Source organism: Halomonas sp. M1 (assembly GCF_029581375.1).
Taxonomy (GTDB): domain Bacteria; phylum Pseudomonadota; class Gammaproteobacteria; order Pseudomonadales; family Halomonadaceae; genus Vreelandella.
In genome coordinates this window covers 2,412,686-2,439,298 of the sequence record NZ_CP121119.1, presented here as the reverse complement: position 1 = coordinate 2,439,298, position 26,613 = coordinate 2,412,686, and the positions used below count along the sequence as shown (strand labels likewise).

25 protein-coding genes are annotated in these 26,613 nt (G+C 54.8%); 14 read left to right on the top strand and 11 right to left on the bottom strand.

What is annotated here, in order from left to right; genetic code table 11:
* Positions 1–18: 18 nt before the first annotated feature.
* The 7 genes from P8S54_RS11225 (at position 19) to mgtE (P8S54_RS11195) (ending at position 7,006) form a co-directional block, all read left to right on the top strand.
* Positions 19–489 carry a F0F1 ATP synthase subunit B gene (locus P8S54_RS11225; protein WP_281441815.1) on the top strand — a complete coding sequence of 157 codons (471 nt, stop codon included), beginning with the start codon at positions 19–21 and terminating at the stop codon, positions 487–489.
* Positions 490–500: 11 nt separating this feature from the next.
* On the top strand, positions 501–1,037 hold the full coding sequence (locus P8S54_RS11220) for a F0F1 ATP synthase subunit delta (protein WP_281441814.1): 537 nt from the start codon (positions 501–503) through the stop codon (positions 1,035–1,037).
* A gap of 16 nt (positions 1,038–1,053) precedes the next feature.
* Positions 1,054–2,598: a F0F1 ATP synthase subunit alpha gene (gene atpA / locus P8S54_RS11215; protein ID WP_281441813.1), complete on the top strand. Its 1,545-nt coding sequence runs from the start codon at positions 1,054–1,056 to the stop codon at positions 2,596–2,598.
* 65 nt (positions 2,599–2,663) lie between these two features.
* The gene (gene atpG / locus P8S54_RS11210) at positions 2,664–3,554 is read left to right on the top strand and encodes a F0F1 ATP synthase subunit gamma (protein ID WP_281441812.1); all 891 of its coding nucleotides are present in this window, start codon (positions 2,664–2,666) and stop codon (positions 3,552–3,554) included.
* A 76-nt stretch (positions 3,555–3,630) separates the two neighbouring features.
* Positions 3,631–5,010: a F0F1 ATP synthase subunit beta gene (gene atpD, locus P8S54_RS11205; protein WP_281441811.1), complete on the top strand. Its 1,380-nt coding sequence runs from the start codon at positions 3,631–3,633 to the stop codon at positions 5,008–5,010.
* A 24-nt stretch (positions 5,011–5,034) separates the two neighbouring features.
* The gene (locus P8S54_RS11200) at positions 5,035–5,463 is read left to right on the top strand and encodes a F0F1 ATP synthase subunit epsilon (RefSeq protein WP_281441810.1); all 429 of its coding nucleotides are present in this window, start codon (positions 5,035–5,037) and stop codon (positions 5,461–5,463) included.
* 154 nt (positions 5,464–5,617) lie between these two features.
* Positions 5,618–7,006, top strand: coding sequence for a magnesium transporter (gene mgtE / locus P8S54_RS11195; RefSeq protein ID WP_281441809.1), 1,389 nt, complete (start codon positions 5,618–5,620; stop codon positions 7,004–7,006).
* A 29-nt stretch (positions 7,007–7,035) separates the two neighbouring features.
* Here the strand turns inward: mgtE (P8S54_RS11195) and P8S54_RS11190 are convergent, their stop codons facing one another.
* The 9 genes from P8S54_RS11190 to mgtE (P8S54_RS11150) are packed head-to-tail and all read right to left on the bottom strand — an operon-like array spanning position 7,036 to position 15,430.
* Positions 7,036–9,849 (bottom strand): proton-conducting transporter membrane subunit, encoded by a 2,814-nt coding sequence (locus P8S54_RS11190; protein ID WP_281441808.1) that lies wholly within the window; start codon positions 9,847–9,849, stop codon positions 7,036–7,038.
* Complete coding sequence (locus tag P8S54_RS11185) at positions 9,843–10,148, bottom strand: NADH-quinone oxidoreductase subunit K (RefSeq protein WP_009098120.1); 306 nt, start codon at positions 10,146–10,148, stop codon at positions 9,843–9,845. Before P8S54_RS11185 ends, P8S54_RS11190 begins: the two co-directional genes overlap by 7 nt.
* Complete coding sequence (locus tag P8S54_RS11180) at positions 10,145–11,080, bottom strand: hydrogenase subunit MbhD domain-containing protein (protein WP_281441807.1); 936 nt, start codon at positions 11,078–11,080, stop codon at positions 10,145–10,147. The genes P8S54_RS11185 and P8S54_RS11180 overlap by 4 nt, the downstream gene beginning before the upstream one ends.
* Positions 11,052–11,372 carry a monovalent cation/H(+) antiporter subunit G gene (mnhG, locus tag P8S54_RS11175; RefSeq protein WP_281441806.1) on the bottom strand — a complete coding sequence of 107 codons (321 nt, stop codon included), beginning with the start codon at positions 11,370–11,372 and terminating at the stop codon, positions 11,052–11,054. Before mnhG ends, P8S54_RS11180 begins: the two co-directional genes overlap by 29 nt.
* Positions 11,365–11,616, bottom strand: coding sequence for a monovalent cation/H+ antiporter complex subunit F (locus P8S54_RS11170; protein ID WP_009098125.1), 252 nt, complete (start codon positions 11,614–11,616; stop codon positions 11,365–11,367). The genes mnhG and P8S54_RS11170 overlap by 8 nt, the downstream gene beginning before the upstream one ends.
* Before the next feature lie 51 nt (positions 11,617–11,667).
* Entirely contained in the window at positions 11,668–12,132 is a 465-nt protein-coding gene (locus tag P8S54_RS11165; protein ID WP_281441805.1) for a Na+/H+ antiporter subunit E, read from the bottom strand.
* Between the two features lie 52 nt (positions 12,133–12,184).
* Complete coding sequence (locus P8S54_RS11160; RefSeq protein WP_281441804.1) at positions 12,185–13,354, bottom strand: cation diffusion facilitator family transporter; 1,170 nt, start codon at positions 13,352–13,354, stop codon at positions 12,185–12,187.
* Positions 13,351–14,061 (bottom strand): MgtC/SapB family protein, encoded by a 711-nt coding sequence (locus P8S54_RS11155; protein ID WP_009098132.1) that lies wholly within the window; start codon positions 14,059–14,061, stop codon positions 13,351–13,353. Before P8S54_RS11155 ends, P8S54_RS11160 begins: the two co-directional genes overlap by 4 nt.
* Before the next feature lie 19 nt (positions 14,062–14,080).
* Positions 14,081–15,430 (bottom strand): magnesium transporter, encoded by a 1,350-nt coding sequence (gene mgtE, locus P8S54_RS11150; RefSeq protein ID WP_009098134.1) that lies wholly within the window; start codon positions 15,428–15,430, stop codon positions 14,081–14,083.
* 618 nt (positions 15,431–16,048) lie between these two features.
* Here mgtE (P8S54_RS11150) and P8S54_RS11145 point away from each other — a divergent pair.
* From P8S54_RS11145 to P8S54_RS11120, 6 genes are all read left to right on the top strand, one after another.
* Positions 16,049–16,849 (top strand): undecaprenyl-diphosphate phosphatase, encoded by an 801-nt coding sequence (locus P8S54_RS11145; RefSeq protein WP_009098135.1) that lies wholly within the window; start codon positions 16,049–16,051, stop codon positions 16,847–16,849.
* Positions 16,850–16,880: 31 nt separating this feature from the next.
* Positions 16,881–18,002, top strand: coding sequence for an FAD:protein FMN transferase (locus P8S54_RS11140; RefSeq protein WP_281441803.1), 1,122 nt, complete (start codon positions 16,881–16,883; stop codon positions 18,000–18,002).
* Between the two features lies 1 nt (position 18,003).
* Entirely contained in the window at positions 18,004–19,371 is a 1,368-nt protein-coding gene (gene glmU / locus P8S54_RS11135; RefSeq protein WP_281441802.1) for a bifunctional UDP-N-acetylglucosamine diphosphorylase/glucosamine-1-phosphate N-acetyltransferase GlmU, read from the top strand.
* 64 nt (positions 19,372–19,435) lie between these two features.
* A complete protein-coding gene (gene glmS / locus P8S54_RS11130; protein WP_281441801.1) occupies positions 19,436–21,274 on the top strand; it encodes a glutamine--fructose-6-phosphate transaminase (isomerizing) in 1,839 nt (612 codons plus the stop codon).
* A 29-nt stretch (positions 21,275–21,303) separates the two neighbouring features.
* On the top strand, positions 21,304–22,227 hold the full coding sequence (locus tag P8S54_RS11125; RefSeq protein ID WP_281441800.1) for a GNAT family N-acetyltransferase: 924 nt from the start codon (positions 21,304–21,306) through the stop codon (positions 22,225–22,227).
* A 191-nt stretch (positions 22,228–22,418) separates the two neighbouring features.
* Positions 22,419–23,264: a c-type cytochrome gene (locus P8S54_RS11120; RefSeq protein WP_281441799.1), complete on the top strand. Its 846-nt coding sequence runs from the start codon at positions 22,419–22,421 to the stop codon at positions 23,262–23,264.
* A 109-nt stretch (positions 23,265–23,373) separates the two neighbouring features.
* Here P8S54_RS11120 and rep read toward each other — a convergent pair whose 3' ends face one another.
* Positions 23,374–25,443 (bottom strand): DNA helicase Rep, encoded by a 2,070-nt coding sequence (gene rep, locus P8S54_RS11115; RefSeq protein WP_281441798.1) that lies wholly within the window; start codon positions 25,441–25,443, stop codon positions 23,374–23,376.
* Positions 25,444–25,537: 94 nt separating this feature from the next.
* Between rep and P8S54_RS11110 the strand changes: the two genes are divergently transcribed.
* Positions 25,538–26,005, top strand: coding sequence for a tRNA (cytidine(34)-2'-O)-methyltransferase (locus P8S54_RS11110; protein ID WP_281444097.1), 468 nt, complete (start codon positions 25,538–25,540; stop codon positions 26,003–26,005).
* Here P8S54_RS11110 and P8S54_RS11105 read toward each other — a convergent pair.
* Positions 26,002–26,556 (bottom strand): YfaZ family outer membrane protein, encoded by a 555-nt coding sequence (locus tag P8S54_RS11105; protein ID WP_281441797.1) that lies wholly within the window; start codon positions 26,554–26,556, stop codon positions 26,002–26,004. The two genes, P8S54_RS11110 and P8S54_RS11105, sit on opposite strands and share 4 nt — an antisense overlap.
* Between the last annotated feature and the right edge of the window lie 57 nt (positions 26,557–26,613).

Here is a 26,613-nt window from a genome sequence, read left to right as displayed (position 1 = left end):
TGTCAGAGGTACATCCCTGTGAATATCAACATGACGCTTATCGGGCAGACGATCGCCTTCGCGATCTTTGTCTGGTTTTGCATAAAGTATGTGTGGCCTCCGATCAGCAACGCGCTTCACGAGCGTCAAAAGAAAATTGCTGATGGCTTGGACGCAGCTAGCCGTGCTACCCGCGACCTTGAGCTGGCTCAAGAACGCGCAGAACAGACACTGCGTGAAAGCAAAGAGCAGGCATCTCAAATTCTCGAGCAAGCAAACAAGCGTTCTGCCCAAATGATCGAAGAAGCACGGGAACAAGCGCGTGCCGAAGGCGAGCGTTTGGTTACCAATGCTCGGGCAGAAATTGAGCAAGAAATTAATCGCGCGAAAGACGAACTGCGTGCACAGGTTTCTCACCTTGCGATCGTAGGCGCTGAGCGTGTTCTTGAAGCCTCTGTTGACGAGAAAGCGCACCGCGACTTGCTTGATAAGCTTGCCGCTGAACTGTAAGGAGGTGACCCATGGCGGAACAATCTACCGTCGCTCGTCCTTACGCCAAAGCGGCGTTTGAATACGCGCGCGATCATCAGGCGCTTGACGCTTGGTCACAGGCACTGGCAATGGCGGGATCAATCGTCAAAGATCGTCAAGTTGCTGGCCTGTTAGGTAGCCCTAAACTCAGCAGTGAAAAGAAAGTGGAACTGTTGGCAGAAATGCTGACCGACAACGCAGATGATGCGTTCAAACGCTTTCTGACCACCTTAGCTGATCAGCGCCGCTTAGCGACGCTAGATGCTATTGCTGATCAGTTTGAGCGCCTACGCGCAGAGCATGAAAAGCGTATCGACGTCACTGTGGTTTCAGCTTACAAGCTGGACAGCAAGCAGAAGACCAAGCTAGCAACCGCGCTCAAGAAACGTCTGAATCGCGAAATCTCCATTACTACTCAGGTGGACAAGTCGCTTATTGGCGGTGTCATCCTGCGTGCCGGCGACACCGTCATTGACGGGTCGGTGCGTGGTCGATTGAACCGCCTTTCCGAAGCGCTGACCATTTGAGTCTGAGGGACATGGCATGCAGCAACTGAATCCTTCCGAGATCAGCGACATCATCAAGCAGCGAATTGAAAAGCTTGACGTCGCATCCGAAGCCCGTAATCAGGGCACCATCGTCAGCGTTTCCGACGGTATCGTGAAAATTCACGGCCTCGAAGACGCGATGTTTGGTGAAATGATTGAATTCCCCAACAGCATTTTCGGCATGGTACTTAACCTGGAGCGCGACTCCGTAGGTGCCGTTGTCCTGGGTGACTACCTGCAGCTTGAAGAAGGCATGACCGCCCAGTGTACCGGTCGTATTCTTGAAGTGCCGGTGGGCCCTGAGCTGATTGGTCGTGTTGTCGATGCGTTGGGTAACCCCATCGACGGCAAAGGCGACATCAACGCAAAAATGACCGACGCGGTAGAAAAAGTAGCGCCAGGCGTTATTACCCGTCAGTCCGTTGATGAGCCAATCCAAACCGGTTTGAAATCTATCGATGCCATGGTGCCAATCGGTCGTGGTCAGCGTGAGCTGATTATCGGTGACCGCCAGATTGGTAAATCGGCTATTGCTATCGATGCGATCATCAACCAGAAAGGCAAAGGCGTTACCTGTGTCTACGTGGCCATCGGTCAGAAGCAGTCGACTATTGCTAACGTGGTACGTAAGTTAGAAGAGCATGGCGCGATGGAACATACCATCGTGGTGGCTGCAGGCGCTGCCGATCCGGCACCCATGCAGTTCCTGGCCGCATACTCTGGCTGCACCATGGGTGAGTATTTCCGCGACCGCGGTGAAGACGCACTGATCGTTTATGATGATCTTTCCAAGCAGGCCGTGGCCTATCGCCAGGTGTCTCTGCTGCTGCGTCGTCCGCCGGGCCGTGAAGCTTATCCGGGTGACGTTTTCTACCTCCACTCCCGTCTGCTTGAGCGTGCCGCGCGTGTTAACGTCGACTACGTTGAGAAGTTCACCAACGGTGAAGTGAAAGGTAAAACCGGTTCCTTAACCGCGCTGCCGATCATTGAAACCCAGGGTGGCGACGTGTCTGCGTTCGTACCGACCAACGTGATCTCGATCACCGACGGTCAGATCTTCCTGGAAACTAACCTGTTTAACTCCGGTATTCGTCCGGCGATTAACGCAGGCCTGTCGGTTTCCCGTGTAGGTGGTGCAGCACAGACCAAGATCATCAAGAAGCTCGGTGGTAGCGTACGTCTGGCATTGGCTCAGTACCGTGAACTGGCGGCATTCTCGCAGTTTGCTTCTGATCTTGATGAAGCCACGCGTAAGCAGCTTGAGCACGGTCAGCGCGTCACTGAGCTGATGAAGCAGAACCAGTACTCGCCGATGTCTGTGGCGCAAATGGCGCTGTCTCTGTACGCCGCTAACGAAGGTCACCTGGATGATGTGAGCGTCGATAAAGTGTTGGACTTTGAGCGTGCCCTGCACGACTACATGAAGTCTGAGCACGGCGACCTGCTCGACAAGATCAACCAGACCGGCGACTACAATGGCGAGATTCAGGACGGCTTGAAGTCGGGTCTCGAGAAGTTCAAGGCGACTCAGAGCTGGTAATGTCCAGCCCGCCTGCGGGCGGGCTTGCATGCTTTCTGAGAGCCACGAACGAAGGGTAGATCGCTATGGCAGCTGCAAAAGAGATACGCACCCAGATCGGGAGCATTAAAAATACGCAAAAGATCACCAGTGCCATGGAAATGGTAGCTGCATCTAAAATGCGTAAAGCACAAGATCTGATGAGGTCCAGTCAGCCCTACGCTAACCAAATCCGTAATGTGGTTGCTCACATTGCTGACGCTGACGTGGAGCAGGAAGACAAGCACCGTTATATGGTGGAACGCCCCGTCAGCCGTGTTGGCTATATCGTGGTATCTACCGACCGTGGCTTGTGTGGCGGCTTGAACGTCAACCTGTTTAAGGCGGTGTTGAAAGACGCCATGGCCTGGAAACAGGAAGGCGCTGAGCTGGATTTTTGTGCCCTCGGTTCTAAAGCGGGTGCTTTCTTCCGCAACTACGGAGGCAACCTAGTTGCCGCCAAGAGCGGATTAGGTGAAGCACCGAGTGTTGAGGGTCTGATCGGTAGTGTTAAGGTCATGCTTGAAGCCTACGATGATGGACGTTTAGATCGTGTCTTCGTGGTATATAACGAGTTTGTTAATACCATGACGCAGCGTCCCGTTGTACGCCAGATTCTTCCGCTGTCGCCTGATATGGGCGCAGAGGCAAGGCATGACGAAGAAAACGCCCGTCCCGGAAGCTGGGACTACCTGTATGAACCGGATGCCAAGGCGTTGCTAGACAGCCTGTTGGTTCGATTCATCGAATCGCAGGTGTATCAGGCGGTAGTCGAAAACGGAGCGTGCGAACAGGCCGCCCGAATGATCGCTATGAAGAGTGCCACTGATAACGCGGGCAACCTGATCGACGATCTGGAGATGGTATACAACAAGGCCCGTCAGGCCGCCATCACCCAGGAAATTTCCGAGATCGTCGGCGGCGCTTCTGCCGTATAACGCCTAGGGAGCTAGCCATTACTTAGGTGGCTCCCGGCAGACAGGTTTCATTTGCAGGTTTTTGAGAGGAACCAAGATGAGCGGACGTATCGTACAAATCATCGGCGCGGTGATTGACGTAGAGTTTCCGCGGGACTCTGTGCCCAAGGTCTACGACGCGCTGAAGGTCTCCAATGCTGAGACCATCCTCGAAGTCCAGCAGCAGCTGGGCGACGGCGTGGTGCGCACCATCGCCATGGGCTCCACTGAGGGCTTGAAGCGTGGCATGGAAACGACCAGCACAGGTGCCGCGATTTCCGTACCGGTAGGTAAGGAAACGCTGGGCCGTATCATGAACGTACTTGGCGAGCCGATTGACGAAGCAGGCGATATCGGTGAGCAAGAGCGTATGCCGATTCACCGTAAAGCACCGAGCTATGCCGACCAGGCAGCTTCTAACGAGCTGCTAGAAACCGGTATCAAAGTTATCGACTTGGTCTGCCCGTTTGCTAAGGGTGGTAAAGTTGGTCTGTTCGGCGGCGCAGGTGTCGGTAAAACCGTTAACATGATGGAGCTTATCCGCAACATCGCCACCGAGCACAGCGGCTACTCTGTATTCGCCGGTGTAGGTGAGCGTACGCGTGAGGGTAACGACTTCTATCATGAAATGACTGAGTCCAACGTTATCGATAAGGTAGCGCTGGTTTACGGTCAGATGAACGAGCCGCCCGGTAACCGTTTGCGCGTAGCGCTGACTGGCCTGACCATCGCTGAGAAATTCCGTGATGAAGGCCGCGACGTACTGCTATTCGTTGATAACATTTACCGCTACACCCTGGCCGGTACCGAAGTATCTGCCCTGCTGGGTCGTATGCCGTCTGCGGTAGGTTACCAGCCAACACTGGCGGAAGAGATGGGCGTTCTGCAAGAGCGTATCACCTCGACCAAAACCGGTTCTATCACGTCTGTGCAGGCGGTTTATGTACCTGCGGATGACTTGACTGACCCGTCGCCGGCGACCACCTTCTCGCACCTGGACGCCACCGTTGTACTGGCGCGTTCTATCGCTGAGCTAGGCATCTATCCGGCCATCGACCCACTGGACTCTACCTCACGTCAGTTGGATCCGTTGGTCGTTGGTGAAGAGCACTATGCTACCGCTCGCGGTGTACAGAACGTTCTACAGCGTTACAAAGAGCTGAAGGACATTATCGCGATTCTGGGTATGGATGAGCTGTCTGATGAAGATAAGCTGGCCGTATCCCGTGCGCGTAAAATCCAGCGCTTCCTGTCGCAACCGTTCTTTGTTGCCGAGGTATTCACTGGTTCGCCCGGTAAGTATGTTTCTCTGAAAGATACCATCACCGGCTTCCAGGGTATCCTTGCGGGTGAGTATGACGATCTGCCGGAACAGGCCTTCTACATGGTCGGCTCCATCGACGAAGCTGTCGACAAAGCCAACCAGATGAAGAAGTAATCCCGTCCATTAGGGGGATTCGCTATGGCGAATAGCTTCACTTGCAATATCGTCAGCGCTGAAGCATCTATCTTCTCAGGTAAAGTTGAGCAGGTAGTCGCTTCCGGGATTATGGGTGACCTGGGCATTTTGCCGGGTCACGCCCCGCTGCTGACCGAGCTTCAGCCGGGCCCGATCCGCGTGATCCTCGATGGTGGCAAGGAAGAAAACTTCTTTGTCTCGGGTGGCTTCATGGAAGTCCAGCCGACCGTCGTGACGATCCTGGCAGACGCTGCGGCGCGTGCGGGAGACCTCGACGAGGCCGCCGCTGAAGATGCGCGTCAGCAAGCGCTGAAGGCCTTTAACGAGAAGTCAGCGGAGCTGGATTATACCCGCGCTGCTGCTGAACTTGCCGAAGCCGTTGCCCAGCTGCGAACGATCCAGCAGCTGCGTAAAAAGGCTGGTAAAGGCTAAAAACACGCCTCTGGCGTGTATAAATCGCCCCTTGAACCCGTTAGGGTTTAAGGGGCGTTTTTTTTGTCTGTTAATATAAGCGGCGTATGCAGTCATTGACGTTTGTCTGCAGTACTTTATCGGCTAAAACGGGCCTGCAAAAAGGGAGATAGCGATGTCATTGAATGATGAAACCTTGCAGGAATTAAAAAATGAGCTTCTAGACGAGTTGGTTAAAGAAGAGCCGAGTAAAGCTCTGCTTTCCGAACGGCTCTCGGAAATACGTTCGGCAGATATTGGTGAAGTGCTTGAAGAGCTCATCGAAGATGATGAGGAGTTGCCTGCAGCGCTGTCAGTACTTGATATCCTCTCTACCGAGCGAGCAGCTAACGTACTGGGTTACTTACCGGGTGAAAGCCAGCTTGAAGTCGTCGGTGAGTTGTCGGATACCCAGGTGCTTAAGCTTCTTGGGGAGATGGGCTCTGATGAGCGGGCTGACTTGTTCAACTTGCTTGATGAAGATCGCCGCGAGGCGCTGCTGCGCCGTATGGCCCATCAAGAGCGGGAAGACCTAAAGCGTCTATCGAGTTATGAAGAGGGCACCGCAGGCGCCATCATGACCTCTGACTATGTGGCAATAGCCAGTGGCATGACGGTGTCGCAAGCCATGATGCGGGTGCGCCAAACCGCCCCCGATGCGGAAACGGTTTATCAGCTTTATGTGCTTGATAGTGAAGGGCAACTGATCGGTACGATGTCATTGCGTCAGTTAATGGTGGCACGCCCAGGTGCGCTGGTGGATGACATCATGATTAAAGATGTTATCCACACCCCCGTTGATGAAGAGCAGGAAGAAGTCGCGCGTATTGTCGCCCGCTACGACTTACTCGCTTTACCTGTGGTCGACGCTGACGGTCGCATGGTGGGGATTGTCACCCACGATGACGCGATGGATGTCGCCGAATCAGAGGCCACTGAAGATATCCACAAGGGGATGTCGATCGGCCAGCTGGAAGATGGCGTTAGCCGTGTACCGCTATGGAGCCTTTATCGTAAACGGGTCTTCTGGCTAGTACTGCTGGTGTTTGCCAATCTGTTTTCAGGCGCGGGTATTGCTTACTTTGAAGACACCATTGCTGCTCAAGTGGCGCTGGTCTTCTTCTTACCACTGCTGATTGGTAGTGGGGGTAATGCGGGTGCCCAGGCAGCAACGCTGATGGTGCGCGGTATGGCAACCGGTGATGTGGGTGTCAAAGATTGGAGCAAAATGCTTGGCCGTGAGCTGCTGGTAGCCGGGTCACTGGGCCTGACAATGGCGTTAGCAGTAGCACCGATAGGCGTTATGCGCGGTGGTGAAGCAGTAGGTATGATCGTTGCGCTTAGTATGGTCACGATTGTGATATTTGGCAGCATAATGGGTATGTGCCTGCCATTTTTGCTAGAGCGCTTTAAAGTCGACCCGGCGACGGCATCAGCACCGTTGGTCACTACGTTGATTGATGCCACGGGCGTACTGATTTACTTCAGTATTGCCACCGCCATTTTGGCTGATGTAAGCATGTAGCGAACCGCTATAACCTCAAACGCTATGCTTTAATATATCGCTAGAAAAAGCCCAGCTACAATGAGCAGCATAAGACCGATGACGGGCCAGTGCCGTAGCTGGCGCTCAATGCGCCAGGCAAGCCGAACGCGGCTTGCCTGGCCCCATTGTGGTATGCGTTGCGGCAGCGGCAATGGAGGCAGCTGAAAAGCGCTGGTTATACGCAGGTACGCTATTGCTACGGCAGCGCTTCCACTAACCATGATTATCCCTAGGGCTTTTATGTTGGCTGCTAACCAGCTTCCGGGGTAGGGCAGCCACCACCACCAAATAAGCGGCACTAGCCAAGCGCTGGCGCAGAGCACAAACCATCCCCCCCAGAGCCAGCGGTGTGGTGACGTTTTGCCGTCGAGCGTTGATTCAGTCGGATGTTTTAAAAGTAACCAACCGAACCGCAGCATGGCGCCTGCGGTTGCCACACTGGCCAGGGTTAATAGCTCTCCCGCTAAGCCTTGGCTGTTCATTGCGTAGGTCAGCCAGCTTTTAATATATAGCCCGCCGCTCAACGGTACGCCCACCAGTGAAAGGGCAGCGATAACCATGCCTGCAGCTACCCACCATCGCTGGTAGCCCGCAAGGTAACGCCATGGCCCTGCGCCAATAAACAGCGCCGCTTTAGCGAGGCCATGGCTAATCACCAGTAGCATAAGAACGGTACGCAGGGCATCACTTTCAGGTATCCAGAGCAGTGCGCCAAGCCCTGCTGTTAATAGCCCAATTTGGCCGACGCTGGACCATGCCAATACCGCTTTAGGCAGTGTTGCTAACGTGCCGCGTATGCCGCCATAAAGTGCGCCCATTAATCCCCAATAAAACAGCAGTTGGCCAATGGGCAAACCTTCAGCGTTTGGGGGTGTCAGCCGCAGTAACCCTAAAATACCTAGCTTAATCATCACACCAGACAGCAGCGCACTGGCCAACGCAGGTGCAGCAGGGTGAGCAATGGGTAGCCAGCCGTGTACGCCTAACACGCCTGCTTTAATGGCTAATCCTCCCCCTATGAGCAGCGCTGTGCCTGTTGAAAGAGTGGCAAAGGTGGCGTTTGTAACGCTGAGCGCTCCCTGTAGTACCAGGCTGGCGGTAGCGGCAAACAGTAAGACCTCTGCGAGCAGCATCATGGCCAAATAGAGCTGTGCAGCAGTACGGTTTGTGCCGTGTAAAATCAACAGCCACCCCATCACTCCCAGCCAAGCCAGCGCGGTATAAAACGTCAGCCACTCTTGAGCAGTCAGAGCAACGGCATGGAGCAGTGCGCTTAGCCACAGCAGTACGCTGAAAAAGTGTGAGGGTGGTGAGGGGCGCCAGTGCTGCCAAGCGAGCACTAACGGCCAAATCAGCAGTGCCGGTAGCGCAAAAAAACCGCTGGTACGGTCAATGTGAGGCAGTGAAAGGTAATCATGCTGAATTAATAAAATAATCCCCACGCACCACGCTAACCCGCCGAGCAGTAAGGGAGCGAGTGCAGAGAGGGCGCTAGGGGCCAGCGTTATTTGAGCGCCCGCTGCCGGGCGCAACGCAATGGTAAGCACGCGGGCTAAGTAAGCGGCGGTCAGCAGTGTTCCCAGGAGAAAAGCGATGGCGCTTAACCAGCGTTGTTGCTCTAAAAGCCCTATAAAAAGCCACCATTTACCGACAAAGCCACCGCTGGGCGGTAGCCCTATTAAGCTGGCCGCTGAGAGGGCAAAGCCTGCCCACAGCCAGGGCAGCCGATAGGCACTGCCGGTAAGCTGCCGCAACTGGTCGCTTTGGTGATAAGCCACCAGGAAACCGGCGGTTAAAAATAGTCCAGCTTTAGCCAAACCGTGGGCAACCAGCAGCGTGGTCGCCCCTTGCTGGGCGAGGGGGTAAGTGCTCAGCTCAGGGGAAAGGCTCAGGATCAGCAGTGCATAGCCCATCTGAGAAATTGTCGAGTAGGCAATTAAGCGCTTTAACTGCGTTTGTTGGAGTGCATTAAACCCTCCCCACAGCAGTGAAAGTCCGCCTAAAAAGGCAAACAGTGGCTGCATCGAAAGCCCTTGGAAAGGCCCTTGCCAGAGTTGCCACAGCCAATAAAGCGCGACCGCGACCACCACTGCGGACAACATGGCGCTGACCGGCGGGGTGGCCCGGGTGTGGGCTTGGGGTAACCAGCTGTGCAATGGCACCAGCGCCGCTTTCATCATTAGCCCAAGCGTCATGCACAGTGCCGCCATTCCATGCAGCATGTCAGAAGACGCCCGCTCGCTGAGTAAATTGACGTCTAGCGTGGCGTGGGTACCGTACATAAGCCCCACCCCCAGCAAGTACAAAAGCGACGCAATAAGCGCCACCATCACATAGCGAAGCGCGGAAAAGCCGTAGGGGTCTTTGGGTGACAGCGCTATTAAGCCAGCGGCGCTTAAGGTTAATAGCTCAAGCGCCACATAGGCGTTAAACAGATCTTGGGTGAGCCATAGGGCATTAAGTGCCGCCCACATTAACCACCATAGCGTCCAGTATTCGCCTTGTTGGGCTTTTTCACCGTAGGCCGTCAGGCTAGCGACACTAGCTACCACGGTGGTTAAGCTAAGTAGCGCAAGCCCCGCGGGCTCAAGGTGCCAACGTATGCCTATGGGTAGTGCCCAACCGCCTAGCGTCCACTCGGGGCTAAGGCTAAGCTGCCAGGCTCCTAAGGCGTTGCCTAGCGCGATTAGCGATATCCCAATAATCAACTGATGCTTAACCCGTAAACGCTGGGTAAATGCGGCTATGCACAGCAATAAAGGGACGATGACTAACAGCACAGGTATGCTGCTAGCGCTTAGGGGGAGAGGCTGCGTCAGCATGGTGGCTTCATGCGGTAGCGACGCAGATAGAGCGCTAGCACCACGGCTGTTGTGCTAACCGACACAACAATGCCGGTTAGCACCAAGGCGTGAGGAACGGGATCAGTACCATCGGCGGTACGTGCTATTAATACCAGCAGCAAAAACACCGCGCTTGAGAGGATATTAAGCGCCAGTAAGCGCCGAATGAGGTGCCGCGCGGTAAACACGCTCGTCAGCGCCAGCGCCACCAGCAGAGAAGCCACCAAGGCGAAAAGCGTTTCGGTGGTCAGCGCTATGTTGCTGAACAGGTGTGTCATCGCGGGGCTCCTGGCCGCCCAAAAAGATAAAAGGCCATCAGCATGAGCGCGATAGAGAGGGCCGTCGCTACTTCAATCGCCATAATAAAGTAGCCCGCTAATTGAGGCGGTAAACCGTAGAGCGTACCGGTCATTAGTAAACCGCCTAACGCGGTGGCTAGAAAGAGCAATAACCCCGCCGCCAGCAGCCAGCGTAGCAGCAGGTTAAAATCTCGTTGATGCATCCAGGCGATGCTGCCGGTTAACAGCAGCAACACGCCTCCAGCACCCAGTACGGCGCCAGCGGGAAAAGCACCCCCCGGCGCATGGGTTCCTTGCCAGAGAAAATAGCTAAACATCAATAAAAACAGAGGGTGTAGCCAGCGCGCCAGCGTCGGCAGGCCTGGGTAGTGGTCGCCTAGGGCTGGCGGAGGGATCGCTTGTTGGAGTGACCAAATAGCGGCAACCGCGCAAAGCATAACGGCGATTTCCAGTAAGGTATCGATACCTCGCAGGTTGAGCAAAATCGCGGTCACTGCATGCTCAGCACCACTCTTTGGCAGTACCGCTGCTACTTCTTCAACCAAACCGGGTTTAGGGAGAGCCAATACGGTTGCCCAGAGTACACCGGCTATTAACAGCACCAACGCCGTTATCGGGATGAGTAGGCGTAAAGGACGGTCGCACGTAGGTTGAATACTGCGCTGGGACGCAGGCAGCTGCCCAAGGGCGGTGAGCAGCAAAGCGCCGGTAATGCCTGCGCCAATGGCAGCCTCGGCTAGCGCCACATCAGGGGCTTCCAAACGCACCCAAATAAGTGCCATTACAAGACCAAACGCCATCAAATTGGCCACTGCCCGAAATAGACCGGGTAGCAGTAGGCACTGGCCTGCAGTGGCGAGTGCCGCTAGGGCGAGTAGCAGGTCAACGGCCAGCATGGGTGTCGTCGTCATTACGGCGCAGAGGAGCGGGGCCGTGGCGTATGGCGGAGGTCGCAATCAAGGTAGCCCCCGTGCTTGATGCTAACAGAATCAGCCCCCAAATCAGCGCTATCTTAAGGGCGACGGCGACACTGCTGGCCTGTACGGCAAGGCCTAAACAGATTAGCCCTAAACCAATGTTATCTGCCTTTGTAAGGGCGTGTAGGCGGGTATAAACATCAGGAAAGCGCAGCAGGCCCACTGTACTAGCAATAAAAAAGGGGATACCCAGGAGAATAAACCCAGCGCCCAGCAGCTCACGCATCGTTATCTGGCTCCTCTCGCTGGGGCGGGTGGTGGCGAACAACGAAATTTGCGGTGCCCAGCGCGGCCAGTAGGGCAAACAGCAGGGCAATATCCACTAAGGCCGGGAGGGTAAAGTAGGCACTAAATAGCAGTATGATGGCCAGCGCCGACGTCGTAAAAAACTCCACCGCCAGCATCCGGTCAGCGCTGGTAGGCCCCCGGTAGAGCCGCCAAAGCGATACCACAGCGTTTGCCAGCAGCACAGCGCTGGCCAGTAAATAAACGATGGTTAACCCCTCTTTAAAAATCCTATTTCAAGGTTCATCACTCAGACCATAGAGCGCTGCGATGCGGCTTTCAAGCACCTGAAGCTGCGCTTCTACCTGCGGGTGATGGTGGAGAATGTGAATCGCGAGCGCATCGTTGTGAAGCCGTAGCGTCAGAGTGCCAGGGGTTAGGTTGACCAGGTTGGCCATGAGCAACTGCTGAGGGTGATGCGTTAAGCGGCGAAAGCGATAGTGTTGGGTGTGCGTATTGGCCTGATAGCGTCGGGCTAATGCTAATCGTGCCACTTCAAGCGCACCCAGAAGGCTATGTTTGAGTACAAATCCGATAAAACCCGGCAGCTTCCACCAGCGTAGCTGCTTCGGCCAAGTGGCTACATTGAGCGGTGCGCACAGGGCGATGAGAAGCGCTAACACAACGCCTAACCCGATATGCCCGTTACCTTCCGTGATGACCCACCACAGGCCGCTATAAAAGGCTACGCGTAGTAACAATGCCGGCCAGGGAGGCAGCTGCCACTGCCTAAGCCACCTGCTTATGCGCGTATTAAGGTGCATTACTCGCAGCGCGAGTAATGAAGAGGATCTCTACATGGCCCAGCCACTCGATATCGCTGGCTAAGCTTTTAAGCTGGCTGGCAAGGCATTGGGGGGGTTGGTTCACCGCGTCACCAATAATCAAAGAAACCGATACTTTATCGTCCAAGTAGTGCAGCTGTAGCTCACTTAATGTTCGCCATACAGGATGGCGATACCAGCGCTCATTCAATGCCGCTTCCACTTCAGGGCGCAGTGGCAGGCCCGGTAAACGGCTGGGGTCGCCCTCTCCGGCGTCGTCCTCGGGGTCTACGTGGAAAATAACATCGGTGAGCAGTGGAAACCCATTGCGCAGGCGGCGGCTTACTTCGTTACCGATTTCATGGGCTTCCGATACGGTGATTTTAGGGCCCACGACCACATGCAAATCGACCATCACCCAGCCAGCCGACTGGCGAGTACGTAAATCATGCACGCTATCAACGCCAGGGACACTGCAGGCGACATCGTGCATTTGCTGCTGGACATCCTCGGGTAAGGCAGTGTCGACCAGCTCTCTAGCCGACTCCCACAACAGATCCCAACCGACTTTACCGACCAGCAAGCCAACCACAATCGCGGCCACCGCATCTAACCAGCCAAAACCAAACTGGGCACCAATGAGTGCCACCAGCACCACTGCTGTAGAGAGCGCATCGCTGCGTGAGTGCCAGGCATTGGCCTCAAGCAGCTTTGAGTTGACACGCTTGGCGACCCGCATGGTGTAGCGGAAGATCCACTCTTTGCTCAGCAGTGCTAAAATGGCCACTATGATAGCCAGCATACCAGGGGCACCCACCTCGGTGCCGCTGAACAGGCGGTCTAAGCTTGACCAGGCAATCCCGCCTGCAACGAAGATCAACACACTGCCGAGCAGCAGCGTGGTCAGGGTTTCGATACGGCCGTGGCCGTAATGGTGGTCAATATCCGGTTCTTGGCGCCCATAATGAATCGCTGCCAGCACGAAGCCGTCAGTCACTAAGTCAGAAAGGGAGTGAATGCCATCGGCGATCAGCGCCGCTGAACCCACCATAAAGCCGACGGCGACCTTGACCACGCTAAGAATACCGTCTAGCCACGCACCGATGTACGTAACCCGCTTCGCTTCCTGGCTATGGTGCTGCTCAATCATTTGTGTCATGAGATGTCCCAGCCAGCCGTGCTGACTGATGGTTCCAGGCTCAGGCGTCCGATTACTTTTTCAACTAAGGCATCGTGACGCTCTGTTGCCAAGAGTTTGGCCGTTACGCGAACTGTGCGCTCATCTTCTCGATGGACGCTTTCCAATTTTTGCAATTGTAACGCATCGCCTAGTAACCCCTGAAGTAGCAACGCACGAATATGCGCTTCGTGATCATTATGACAGGTAATGTTTAACTCGTACTGCCAATCCCCCTCCTCTTGACTGCTTTCAATGGGCTGCCGGTTAATCAGCAAAACCAGCGGGCGCAGCAAAATATTGACGGCCAGAATACAGACGGCAACGAAGATGGCAGGCACATAAAACCCGGCGCCCGCCATGACGCCGATAGCCGCTGAGCACCAAAGCGTCGCTGCCGTATTGAGGCCGCGGATATTGGCACCCTCTTTCATTATCACACCCGCACCAAGAAAACCTATGCCTGATACCACTTGAGCTGCCATGCGTGTTGGGCTGATTTCACCCTCCACCATCATCGACATAAGGGTAAAGCTGGCGGCGCCTAGCGCCACCAGTGCATTGGTGCGCAGCCCCGCCATGCGCTGCCGCCATTGCCTTTCCAACCCAACGGAAGCGCCCAGAACGGCCGCTAGCATTAGCGGCCATAGCGGCTGTAATTGAGCTGAGAGTTGAGCAAATAAGGTCATCAGCTGACCTCCTGATTCATTAGCTGGGCAGGCCCAGGATAGCGGTAGCTAGCGCAAAGTAGATCAGCACCCCTGACGCGTCAGCAATGGATGTGACCAGTGGCGCCGAGGCGGTCGCTGGATCAACGTTAAACCGCTGCAAAATGAAGGGCAGAATCATACCGATTAGGCTGCCGACCATCACAATCAGTACCATGGAGAGCGCCACCACCATGGCGATTTCCGTCCCTGCACGGAAAACACCTACGACTGATACTGCTAACGCCATCGTCAAGCCAAGCCCGAGTGCCACGCCTACTTCACGGCCTAGCATTTTTGCCCAGTCACGGGTGCGTACATCGCCGGTTGCCATCCCACGAACCATCAGCGTGGCAGCCTGCGAGCCTGCGTTACCGCCGCTATCAACCAGCAGGGGAAGGAAAAAGACGAGCGCAATATAGGCTTCAATGGTTTCTTCAAAATGGGCAATGCCCGCGCCGGAAAAAATATTGGCAAACACTAACAGCACAAGCCACACCACGCGTTTGCGGTAGAGCTCAAAAAAACTAGCTGAGCGTAGGCTGCCCTCCAGTTTGCCCACCGAGACGCCTTTATGTATGTCTTCAGTGGCTTCCTCTTCGGCGACGTCCATCGCATCATCGTAGGTGACGATGCCGACTAGACGCTCACCTCCGTTAATCACCGGCAGCGCCAACAAGTCGTAACGCGCAATAAGTCGACTTGCCTCTTCTTGGGGCGTATCCGCAGTAATGAAGACTACATCCTCAACCATCAGCTCCGTGATGGGCAGGTGAGGCGCCGCTAAGATCAGCTGGCGCAGTGAAACCGCTCCTTTTAAGCGCCCTAGCGTGTCCACACAGTAGATCTGATAGATCGTTTCTGCATCCGGCGCACTAGCACGTAGTAGGCTTAACGCTTCAGCAACGTCAATGTTGTCAGGGACAGCTACATACTCGGACGTCATTACCGCACCAGCGGTGCCTTCCTCATAGCTGGCTAGTTTGCGCAGATCATCGCGCTCACGTTTAGAGAGCTGGCGAAGTATGGCCGGTTGACGGCCAGGCTCCACAAGGTGAAACAGATCAGCACGCTCATCTGCATCCATTGAAGAGACTAATTTTGCGAGCTCCTCATCTGTCATTTTTTCAGCAATATCGCGCTGCTGTTCAGCCTCTAGGTAGCCAAATGTAGAGCCACGCTGCTCCTCGGGTAGCAGCATCAGCAGAGAGAGCACGGTATAGGCTGGTTCATAGCGGGCAAAATCCGCAATATCAGCAGGCTGCATTTCTGAAACAACGTGGGAAATCGCGCTTTGGTCATTGCGCTGCATAGCGCTGCGTAATGACGCAGCTAATACGGCATAGCTCATGTGTCGCCTCCGGAATATCCGTTTTAAAGGCGAGACAACCCTGTCTTATAACGCTTGTAAGTTTGCAAGCGTTATAAGAGTGTTATAAATCCACGGCGCTTAAGGGAGTGTTAGGATAGTTAGCAATGATCTTTCTTGCGATCACGGGCTTAACTATCACTATGCATCATCTTAAACGCAGTACGATCAATTATTGGTAATGGCGAGTAACACAGTTACCTCGCGATGAGCGCGAGGCAGCAAGTAAGGTAGGCAAAATAAAGAGGTGTCAGGCTACGATAGCCTGAAAGAGCAGAGAGCGCTTAAAGGCTAGTCGTATGCGCTAACGGGCCAAGCCTACAGGCTGCCTCACGCATGCATAATCGACTACTGGGATCTTCCATGGGCTGCTCTCGTAACCTCGTTAATCAATAGAAAGGTAATCGTCTATAAGTTAGACGCTGTAGCGATGAGCTTTTTAATACTGCTTTATTTAAAAACACTACTAAAAAGCAGCGCCATGCTAAAAGCCCCCACAAACGATGTCAATGTTTTAAAATTTGCAGGCGGACAGCACATCATCTGACGTGTATTCTTGTGTCCATTCTCGCTTACTATTCACTGACATTGGGATGCCGTATGGATTGGCTACAAGTTGTTGTATTAGCGGTAGTTCAGGGATTGACCGAGTTCCTGCCAATTTCAAGCTCAGCCCACCTAATTCTAGTGCCGGTGCTCACTGCCTGGGAAGACCAGGGCTTAGCTTTTGATGTTGCCCTTCATTTAGGGAGCTTAGCCGCCGTTATTCTTTACTTTAGATATGAAATTTTGCGGATGCTCAAAAGCAGCGTCACCGCTCTACAGGGTAAAGGGGTCGATGAAGACGCCCGGTTAGGATTCTGGGTGGCGCTAGCGACATTACCCGTTTGTGTCATAGGCTTTTTAAGCCGTGATTTGATAGCAGACCAGATGCGCTCAACGTTGATTATCGGCATCAGTCTCATTGGTTTTGGACTGCTGTTAGGGTATGCCGACTGGAAAAAGCGCGGGACACGTAGTGAATATAGCCTGGGCCTGAAAGATGTACTGATTATCGGCTTTGCCCAGGCGCTGGCGCTGATTCCAGGCACTTCGCGTTCCGGTATTACCATCACCGCTGCGCTGCTGGTGGGCATGAGCCGAGAAGGGGCGGCACGCTTCTCTTTCCTGCTTTCTATTCCAGTGATTATTTTGGCAGGTGGCTTGGAAGTGGTCGGGCTGATTCAAAACCCCGAACTGATCGATTGGCCGGCTATGTTGATGGGCGCTCTGCTATCAGGCATCAGTGCTTACCTCTGTATACACTACTTCCTCGTTATTATTAAAAAGCTGGGGATGCAGCCGTTTGTAGTGTACCGGGTGCTGTTTGGTGCTTGGCTACTGTGGTTTTTCCACTTTTAATACGCATACCTAATTGTTCAAGGGAAATATAATGAATCGCTACCACCGTTTGTCAGGTGCTGTCGGCGTAGTGCTGCTAGCCACTTTCTTACTTGCAGGCTGTTCAGAAAACGATCGCCCCCTGGATGCCCCCGTTCGTTTTGAAGGCGCTATCTTTGGCTCTTTCTATCAGGTAACGGTGATGGATCCGTTGACCCAAGGCGAGGCTAACGCGCTTGAAGAGGGGTTCCTGGCAGAGCTTGAGAGCGTTGATCAAGCGATGTCGACCTATCGAGACGATGCCGAGCTTATTGCCTTTAACGAGGCACCCCTCAACGAGTGGCAGCCCCTCTCTAATGAATTGATTGAAGTGCTCTCTATTAGTCGGTCGGTATCCGAGGAGAGTGGCGGTGCGTTCGATATCACCGTGGGTGGTTTGGTCAATTTATGGAGTTTTGGCCCAGAAGCGCGCCCTGAAACAATTCCTTCTGAAGCTGAGCTAAACGAGCGCTTAGCTATCGTAGGGTATGACGCGATCGACGTAGACACCCAAAGCATGCAGGCGCGGCGTACGCGTGATGTATTCGCCGACCTGTCTGGCATTGCTAAAGGCCACGGTGTCGACCGCGTAGCTGCCTACCTTGATCAACAGGGCATCGAGCACTACTTGGTGAACCTGGGGGGAGACATTCTTGCCCGTGGTTATCGCCATCCTGATGAGCAAACACCGTGGCGTATCGGCATCGAAGTGCCTCATACGGGGCCGCAGGAGGCGCAACATATACTGCCACTGGACAATATGTCGTTGGCGACTTCAGGCGATTACCGCAACTATTTTGAGGAAGATGGCGAGCGCTACTCGCACACCATCGACCCGCGCACCGGCCGCCCGGTCAATAACCGTTTAGCGTCTGTTTCCGTGTTTCACCCTTCTAATGCGTGGGCCGATGCCTGGGCCACCGCGCTAACCGTAACCGGCAGTGAAGCCGGTATGCAGCTGGCACTAGAGCACGATCTAAATGCGCTGTTGTTAATTAAAATTGATGAAGGCCAATGGCAAAGCCTTGGCACCCCCGCATTTATCAACTATTTCGGTGACGCGCTGGTGGAGGAACTAGGTATTGATGCCTGGGAAGACCCGTCTGCCCCACGCCAAACGGCCACAGGTGAATAACATGCAAGACCTCGATATTGTCATTCTTGCCGCGGGAAAAGGCACCCGCATGCGCTCGCAAACGCCCAAAGTACTCCACACCTTGGCAGGCAAGCCCATGGTACAACACGTGCTGGATACGGCGGCTGGGCTTAACCCAACGCGTACCCACGTCGTGATTGGTCATGGCGCTGAACAGCTGCGCGAAGCGCTCGCTGAAAGTGCCGTTTCCTTTGCCATTCAGGCTGAGCAAAAAGGCACTGGCCACGCGGTTGCCCAAGCGCAGCCCCAGTTAGGTAGTGGTAACGTGCTGGTGCTTTATGGGGATGTGCCGCTGATTCGACGCGAATCGTTAAATGCCCTGTTAGCCCAGGTGGATGAGCAGCATATGGGGCTGTTAACCGTCACTCTAGACGACCCTTCCGGTTATGGGCGCATTGTGCGTAACGAGGCAGGTGACGCGGTAGCTATTGTTGAGCAAAAGGATGCCGTTCCCGCACAGCTGGCGATTACTGAATGCAATACCGGCATTATGGCAATGACCAGCGCCCAGCTAAAACGCTGGCTCCCCCAGCTTTCCGCTGAAAACGCCCAGGGTGAATACTACTTAACCGATGTGATTGCCATGGCCGCTAAAGAGGGCATTAAAGTATGTACCGCCCAACCGGCCACCGCGGTAGAGGTTGAAGGGGTGAACAACCGCGCTCAGATGGCCCGGCTAGAGCGTGCCTATCAGCAGCAGCTGGCCGATAAGCTGATGGAACAAGGGGTCGCCCTTGCTGACCCGGCAAGGCTTGATATACGTGGCAAGCTGACCTGTGGTCACGATGTGTTTATTGACGTGGGATGTGTGTTTGAAGGGGAAGTAGCGCTTGGTGAAGGTGTGCGGATTGGCCCCTACTGTGTGATTAAAAACAGCACGATTGGCGCCGAAAGCGTGATCGAGAGCCACAGCGTTATTGAAGCAACGGTAGCCGCCGGGATGAACCAGATAGGCCCCTATGCACGGCTTCGCCCCGGCACGCGATTAGCGGTCAAAGCTAAGGTTGGCAACTTTGTTGAAACCAAAAATACCGAGGTGGGAGAAGGCAGCAAAATCAACCATTTAAGCTACGTGGGCGATGCCCATTTAGGCAAAAACGTTAACATCGGTGCAGGTACGATTACCTGTAATTACGATGGCGCCAATAAGCACCGCACGGTGATTGGTGATGACGCTTTTATTGGCTCCAATAGTGCGCTTGTTGCGCCGGTAACCGTGGGTAAAGGGGCTACCGTGGGCGCTGGTTCCACCATCGCTAAAGACGTTAGCGATCAGGCGCTGGCTGTCACCCGTAGCCGGCAGCTAGAAAAAGCTGGCTGGCCGCGTCCGGTGAAAAAGACCAATTAATTCGGTCGGTTATTTACTTTATTAGTGTTCTAAAAGCGCGCTAAAACGCCAAGGAGAATCGTCTATGTGTGGCATCGTCGCTGCGGTTGCGCAACGTAATGTGCAAGGAATCTTGCTAGAAGGGCTTAAACGCCTAGAGTACCGCGGTTACGACTCATCTGGCATGACGGTGCTTCATGACGGCGCGCTAACCCGTCATCGCGCTTTGGGGAAAGTGGTAGCCCTTGAAGAGCAGCTAGCCAAGTCGGCGCTGCCCGGCGTCGCCGGTATCGCCCATACCCGCTGGGCTACCCATGGCAAGCCTTCTGAAGCCAATGCTCATCCGCACCATAGTAGTGATCAAGTCGCCGTGGTGCACAACGGTATTATCGAGAACTACGAACACATTAAGGCAACGCTTCAAGCGAGCGGTTATGCCTTTACCTCAGAAACCGATACCGAAGTTATCGCCCACCTGCTGGCAGACAAACTGCAAAGCGGGTTGGGTCTGTTTGAGGCCACCCAGCAGGTTGTGAACGGGTTGGGCGGCGCTTATGCACTGGGCGTAATGAGTGCGGCTGAGCCGGGCATCGTCGTTGGCGCACGCCAGGGCAGCCCGCTCGTCGTGGGCGTGGGAATTGATGAGGCATTTTTAGCCTCTGACCCGCTGGCGCTTTTGCAGGTCACCGACCGCTTTATCTACTTAGAGGAGGGAGATTTAGTAGAACTTGGCGAGCAAGGGTCTATTCGCATTGTGGATCACCAGGGCAATGGGGTTGAACGGCCCATTCATACCTTTGAACACGGCGACGGCGCCGCTAGTAAAGGCGATTACCGTCATTACATGCTGAAAGAGATTTTCGAGCAGCCGGAGGTGATCAACGCTGCCCTTGAAGGCCGTTTAAGTGCTAGCAGCGTGCTGGTGGAAAGCTTTGGCCCAGAAGCCCAGGCGCTGTTTGAAAATACCCGCCATATTCATATTATTGCCTGCGGCACCAGCTATCATGCGGGGCTAGTAGCGCGCTACTGGCTTGAGCGCTACGCTGGCGTGCCGGTGCAGGTAGAAGTGGCCTCTGAGTATCGCTACCGCCACCCTGTAGTGCCCGAAGGCACGCTCTTTGTCACCCTATCTCAGTCGGGCGAAACCGCCGATACCTTGGCCGCGCTCCGCTTTGCCAAAACGCTCAACTATGTAGGTACCTTGGCGATTTGTAACGTACCAGGCAGCTCGTTGGTGCGTGAGTCCAATATGGCGCTGATGACCCGGGCAGGCCCGGAAATTGGCGTGGCTTCTACCAAAGCGTTCACCACACAGTTAGTCGCCCTGATGCTGCTGACGCTCTCGGTGAGCAAAGCCAAAGGTCAGCCTGAAAAAACCGACTTGATCGCTGAGATCGTCACGGCACTGCGTCAGCTACCCGCGCTTTGCCAACAGGTTTTAGCGCTGGATAGCCAAATTGAAGCACTCTCGCAGGCGTTTGCTGAAAAGCACCACGCGCTGTTTTTAGGCCGTGGCGCCCACTACCCCATCGCACTTGAAGGGGCGCTTAAGTTAAAAGAAATTTCCTATATTCATGCCGAGGCCTACCCCGCTGGCGAGCTTAAACACGGGCCATTGGCGTTGGTAGATAGTGAAATGCCGGTCATTTCGGTTGCGCCCAACGATGACCTGCTTGAAAAGCTTAAATCCAATCTGCAGGAAGTACGCGCCCGAGGCGGCCAGCTATTTGTGTTTGCCGACCACAGCGTGGGTATCAGCGAGCAAGATGATATTCGTGTACTGGAGCTGCCCCAAGTGCATGAAGCGCTGGCGCCGCTTCTTTACACCCTACCGCTGCAACTCCTCAGCTACCATGTTGCCGTGCTAAAAGGTACCGACGTGGATCAGCCCCGTAACTTGGCAAAGAGCGTAACTGTCGAGTAATTACTCCACGTTCCACAGCGAGGTGTTTTTTGAACGCTACGCTTGTCGAATGCCCCGCCGCCCAGCGGCGGGAGGCGCTGCTGCATTTAGCCGCAGTACACGATGCTGCCTTGCAGCCTGGATTGCAGGAAGCGCTAGCGGAGGTGAAGAAGACCCCTACTTTTAACTGGCAAGGCCTATGGATAGCCCAGCAGGCTGGGCGAATTGCAGCGGCGGTGTGGGTTCAACCGTTAGCCAACCGTACCGCTCAGCTATGGTTACCGAAGATGCTGGATAGCACGGGCCTTGCGCTAATAAAAGTGGCGTGCCAATGGGCAAAGCAGCAAAGGATTACGCTCTGCCATACCCTGTTAGCGCCGCAGCAGTTTGCGTGGCAAGCGCCGTTGGTAGCCCAAGGTATGCGGCCTCTAGCCGAACTTGAGCATCTTCGGTGTAGCACAGGAGGCAAACAGCCTTCTACACCGTTGATAACCCTAGTTCCTTTCAGCGCGCTAACGTCCGCACAGCAGCTAACCTTAGTGGAGGCCGTTAGCCAGGACTCTTTAGACTGCCCTGCTTTGCACCAGCTGCTTTCAATGGATGAACTGCTGGCTGGCTTCTATACCAAGGCGCCCCAAGCGCCTGCTCATTGGTATCAGGTGCACTATCAAGAAGCGTGTGAAAAAGGGGTTGAAAAACAGTGTGTAGGCGTCTTACTGCTGGCGCCTTACCCTACCACCCCGCGCTGTGAACTACTCTTGATGGGGCTACTGCCTGCGTGGCGGGGAAAAGGGCTAGGCCAGGCAATCATCAAGCACGCCTTTGCGCTGGCGGCACAAACGGGGGCTAACGAGTTAGTATTAACGGTGGATGCTAGCAACGTGCCTGCCAAGCGGCTTTATGAACGCTGCGGGTTTAGGTGTTACGCCCAACAGCGTTTATTAGCCTGGCATCCTGAAGAGTGGCCGGAATGAGCCACTTTTGGGAGAGCATTCGTGAATAAGGTTGAAGTAGGTTAAATTGCGGCGCTTAGTAGCATTTTCTTACTCTTTGGGTTCTCGGTATACTAGCCCGATACGCATGTCTTGGCGTTTCGACGGAACGGGTCGGTGCGCGCAGGGGTTAAGCACAAACGTTTTATGACAATACTCAAGAGGTGGTGAGAGTGAAATCTAAGCTGATCATGAGCGGGCTGGCAGCCCTTGGCGTCATGGCAGGCACATCCGGTGCTTATGCCGACGCTGCACGTGACGCAATGGCCCAGCGCCTAGCACCCGTAGGCCAGCTCTGTTTACAGGGCCAAGAGTGTGGCACAGCAGCAGCCCCTGAGGCCGCTAGCAATGGCGGCGGCGACAGTATTGATGGCGCCAGCATCTATGACCGTGTCTGTATGGCGTGTCACGAAACAGGCGCCGCCGGTGCACCGGTTCGTGGTGACGAAGCGGCCTGGTCTGAGCGCATCGAGCAAGGCTTTGCCACGCTGCTGGAACACTCCATCAACGGTATTGGCGCAATGCCTGCCCGTGGCGGTAACCCCAACCTTTCTGATGAAGAGATGGAAGCCTCAACGGCCTATCTACTTGAGCCAGTAATGGATGTGCCCGAGCTAGGCGGTGGTGATGCAGCCGATGACGCAGTGGCTGAAGAAACCACGGCTGAGGAAGGCATGGCCGATGAAGGCGCTAGTGAAGACGTAGCTGCTGCCGAAGAAGCTGCTGATGAAGCCGCCGCCGCTAGCGAAGAAGACGTCGCCAGTGCTGGTAACGGCTTAGACGGTGAAGCGCTTTACGGTAGCTCTGGTTGTGCAGCATGCCATAACAACGGCGTAGCGGGTGCACCCGTGCTAGGTGATGCAGATGCGTGGGCAGAGCGTCTCGATAAAGGCATCGATGAGCTGTATGCCAACTCGATTGGGGGTATCGGCGCTATGCCGCCCAAAGGTGGCAACATGCGTCTTGAAGATGAAGAAGTCATGGCCATTGTTGATTACATGGTTGCTGAAGTTGAGTAATTCATAGCAGCCAGCGGTAGAGTGTGTTATCCACAGGCGGGTTTTAAACTCGCCTGTGGATATTTTTTTGCCTATCACTTTCACTTTTACTGATAGCGCTAAGGGTCACTTAGCCCAACAGCGAGCGTAGCCCGGCAATAGCATCCTTGCCCCGCGCCTGCTTTTTCTCCGGGTCCTCTTTATCCGCGCGACCCTCCCACTCCAAATCATCACTGGGCAGCTCGTCTAAAAAGCGGCTGGGCTGGCAGTCCATCAGCTCTCCGTAGGCTTTGCGCTGGCGTGCAAGCGTCAATGTCAGTGTGCGCCGCGCCCGGGTAATGCCAACATAAGCTAGGCGTCGTTCCTCTTCCACGGTGCCCATCTCTATGGCGTTGCGGTGGGGCAGCAAGTCTTCCTCTAAACCCATTAAATAGACATGGGGGAACTCCAGCCCTTTTGAGGCGTGCATAGTGAGTAGTTGTACCCGGTCGGAGTCATCCTCTTCAGCCTGCTGTTCCAGAATATCCCGCAGTACTAAACGGGAAATTGCTGCTTCCACGCCGTCTGTTTCGGTAGCCGTGGAATCATTGGCATCTTCTGGTTCTCGGTTAAGCGACTTCTCCAACTGATCAATTAAAATCCACACGTTGGCCATACGCCGTTCAGCCACCGTGGGCGCGCTGGCATTTTGATAGAGCCACGCTTCGTAATCCATATCCCGCAGCATGTCACGAATGGCGGCGATGGCATCGTCTTGATCCATGCGCTTGCGGACACTGTCGATAAAATGGGTAAAGCGCGCTAGCCGCTCCACGGCCCGGGTGGGCAGCGTTTGCTCTAGCCCCATCTCATGACAGGCGGCAAACAGCGAAATAGAGCGTTCGGTGGCGTAGTTAGCGAGTTTTTCCACGGTGCCGGGGCCTACTTCTCGCCGCGGTACGTTCACAATGCGTAAAAAGGCGTTGTCGTCGGCGGGGTTAATCAGCAGCCGCAGGTAGGCCATGGTGTCTTTGATCTCGTTGCGGGAGAAAAACGACGTGCCGCCGGAGAGCTTGTAAGGGATTTGATAGTGCTGGAGCTTGAGCTCTAATAAGCGCGCTTGGAAGTTACCCCGATAGAGCACCGCAAAATCACGCCATTCGGCTTTTTCTTTGATGCGCCGAGTGAGCATCTCGCTGGCGACCCGCTCGGATTCTGCTTCTTCATGGCGATTGACGATCACGCGAATGGGTGCACCATCGCCCATATCCGACCACAAGGTTTTATCGTACACATGGGGGTTGTTGGCAATTAGCGTGTTAGCCGCCCGCAAAATAGTGCCGGTAGAACGGTAGTTCTGCTCTAGCTTGATGACCTTCAGGCGCGGGAAATCCTCGCCCAGGGTCACCAAGTTTTCTGGGCGCGCGCCTCGCCACGCGTAAATTGACTGGTCGTCGTCGCCAACCACGGTAAATGTAGCCCGTTCGGCCATCAGCAGTTTCACCAGCAGGTACTGGGAAACGTTAGTGTCCTGATACTCATCCACCAGCATGTACTGAATTTTACGCCGCCAGCGCTCCAACGCTTCCGGGTCGCGGCTGAGCAGTACCACTGGCAATAGAATGAGGTCGTCAAAATCCACCGCGTTATACGCTTTTAGGTGGCGCACATAGGCTTCATAGACCCTGGCGGCAAAGTGCTCGTCATCATCCGCAGCAAACGAGAGCGCATCGCTGGGCAGCACTAAATCATTCTTCCAGGTGGAAATTTTGCTCTGCACGGCGTTGATCTGCTCGGCGTCTACCTGGGCATCTTTGTTCATCAAATCGCGCAGCAGCGCTTTGGCATCTTCCGGGTCGAACAGCGAAAAGCCCGGTTTGTAGCCCAGGGTTTTTAGCTCGCCGCGAATAATCGTCAGGCCCAGGTTGTGAAATGTCGACACCGTTAGCCCGTGGCCCTCTTTACCCTTCAGCATTTGCCCAACGCGCTCTTTCATTTCCCGAGCGGCTTTGTTGGTAAAGGTCACGGCGGCAATTTTACGCGCGCTCATGCCACACTCTTGCACCAAATAGGCAATTTTGGTGGTGATCACGCTGGTTTTACCGGAACCTGCCCCCGCCAGTACAAGACAGGGGCCATCGATATAGCGCACCGCTTCCTGCTGGCGCGGGTTGAGCCCTTTAATACGGCTAAGGATGCTCATTGGCGGTTGGGGCGTCATGGCGAAGGGTGACCTCTACAAGTGTTTCTGGGCAAATTCCATTACAATCAGCGGCGTTGGCGAATGCACAATGAGCAATAATAGGCAGGTGGTGATGTTTGAAGTAGCGCTATTTGAACCGCAGATGGCCCCCAATACGGGCAACATTATGCGCCTGGTGGCCAACAACGGCTGCCGATTGCACTTAATTGAACCGCTAGGCTTTGATCTCGAAGAGAAAAAGCTGCGTCGCGCGGGCTTAGACTACCGCGACTTAGCCAACGTGACACGGCACGCGAATTTCACGGCGTTTCAAACCGCGATGCAGGGGCGCACCATTTGGGCGATTACCACCAAAGGCACCCGAGCCTACAGTAACGCTGCCTTTGCCCCTGGCGATGTGCTGCTGTTTGGCTCGGAAACCGCCGGGCTCTCTGCCGAGGTGCACGCAGCGTTGCCCGCCGCACAGAAGCTGCGTATTCCCATGCAGCCCAATAATCGTAGCCTGAACCTTTCTAACGCGGTGGCTATCGTTAGCTATGAAGCGTGGCGCCAGCATGAATTTGCTGGCGCAGGCGACTAAAAACGTAAATTAACCCCGACGTGCACGCTATTATCTAGCGTGCGCGAGCTACGTTGGTCGTCAAAATCAGCGGTCATACGACGATACCCCACATAACCATCAACGGTAGGCGTAAAATCGTAGCGCATACGAGCGCCAGCTAGAAAACTGTCATCAAGCTTGCCACTGGTGGCCACGCTGGGCGTAAAAAAGCCGTAACCCCCAACCGAAACCGCAGGGGCATTGGGTAAATAGACATAGCCGTAGCCGCCTAAGCCTAGCCCGCCACCATTGCCGTAATCCGTATTAAACTGCGTCCAGCGCGCCCCTACACCGATGTCCATGCGCCGATTACGCTCGACGCCCATGATTTGACCATGCAGCATGGTGGCATCTTCGCGGTATTCACTATGCAGCACGCCTGCTCCAATGGCGATACCGTTGGCCACGGGCGCGGCAAGGTTAAGCTCGATGGCGTTATTGCCAAGGTTAAGATCAAAACTTCCTGCTTGCGCAGTACTGGCCGCCCACAGTGCAGTTACTCCGACTAGCAGAGGTGTCCAACGTGGCATCGATCGCTCCTAATCTATACAGTTGCTTTTAAAAAATGTGGGGTAGATAACGATATG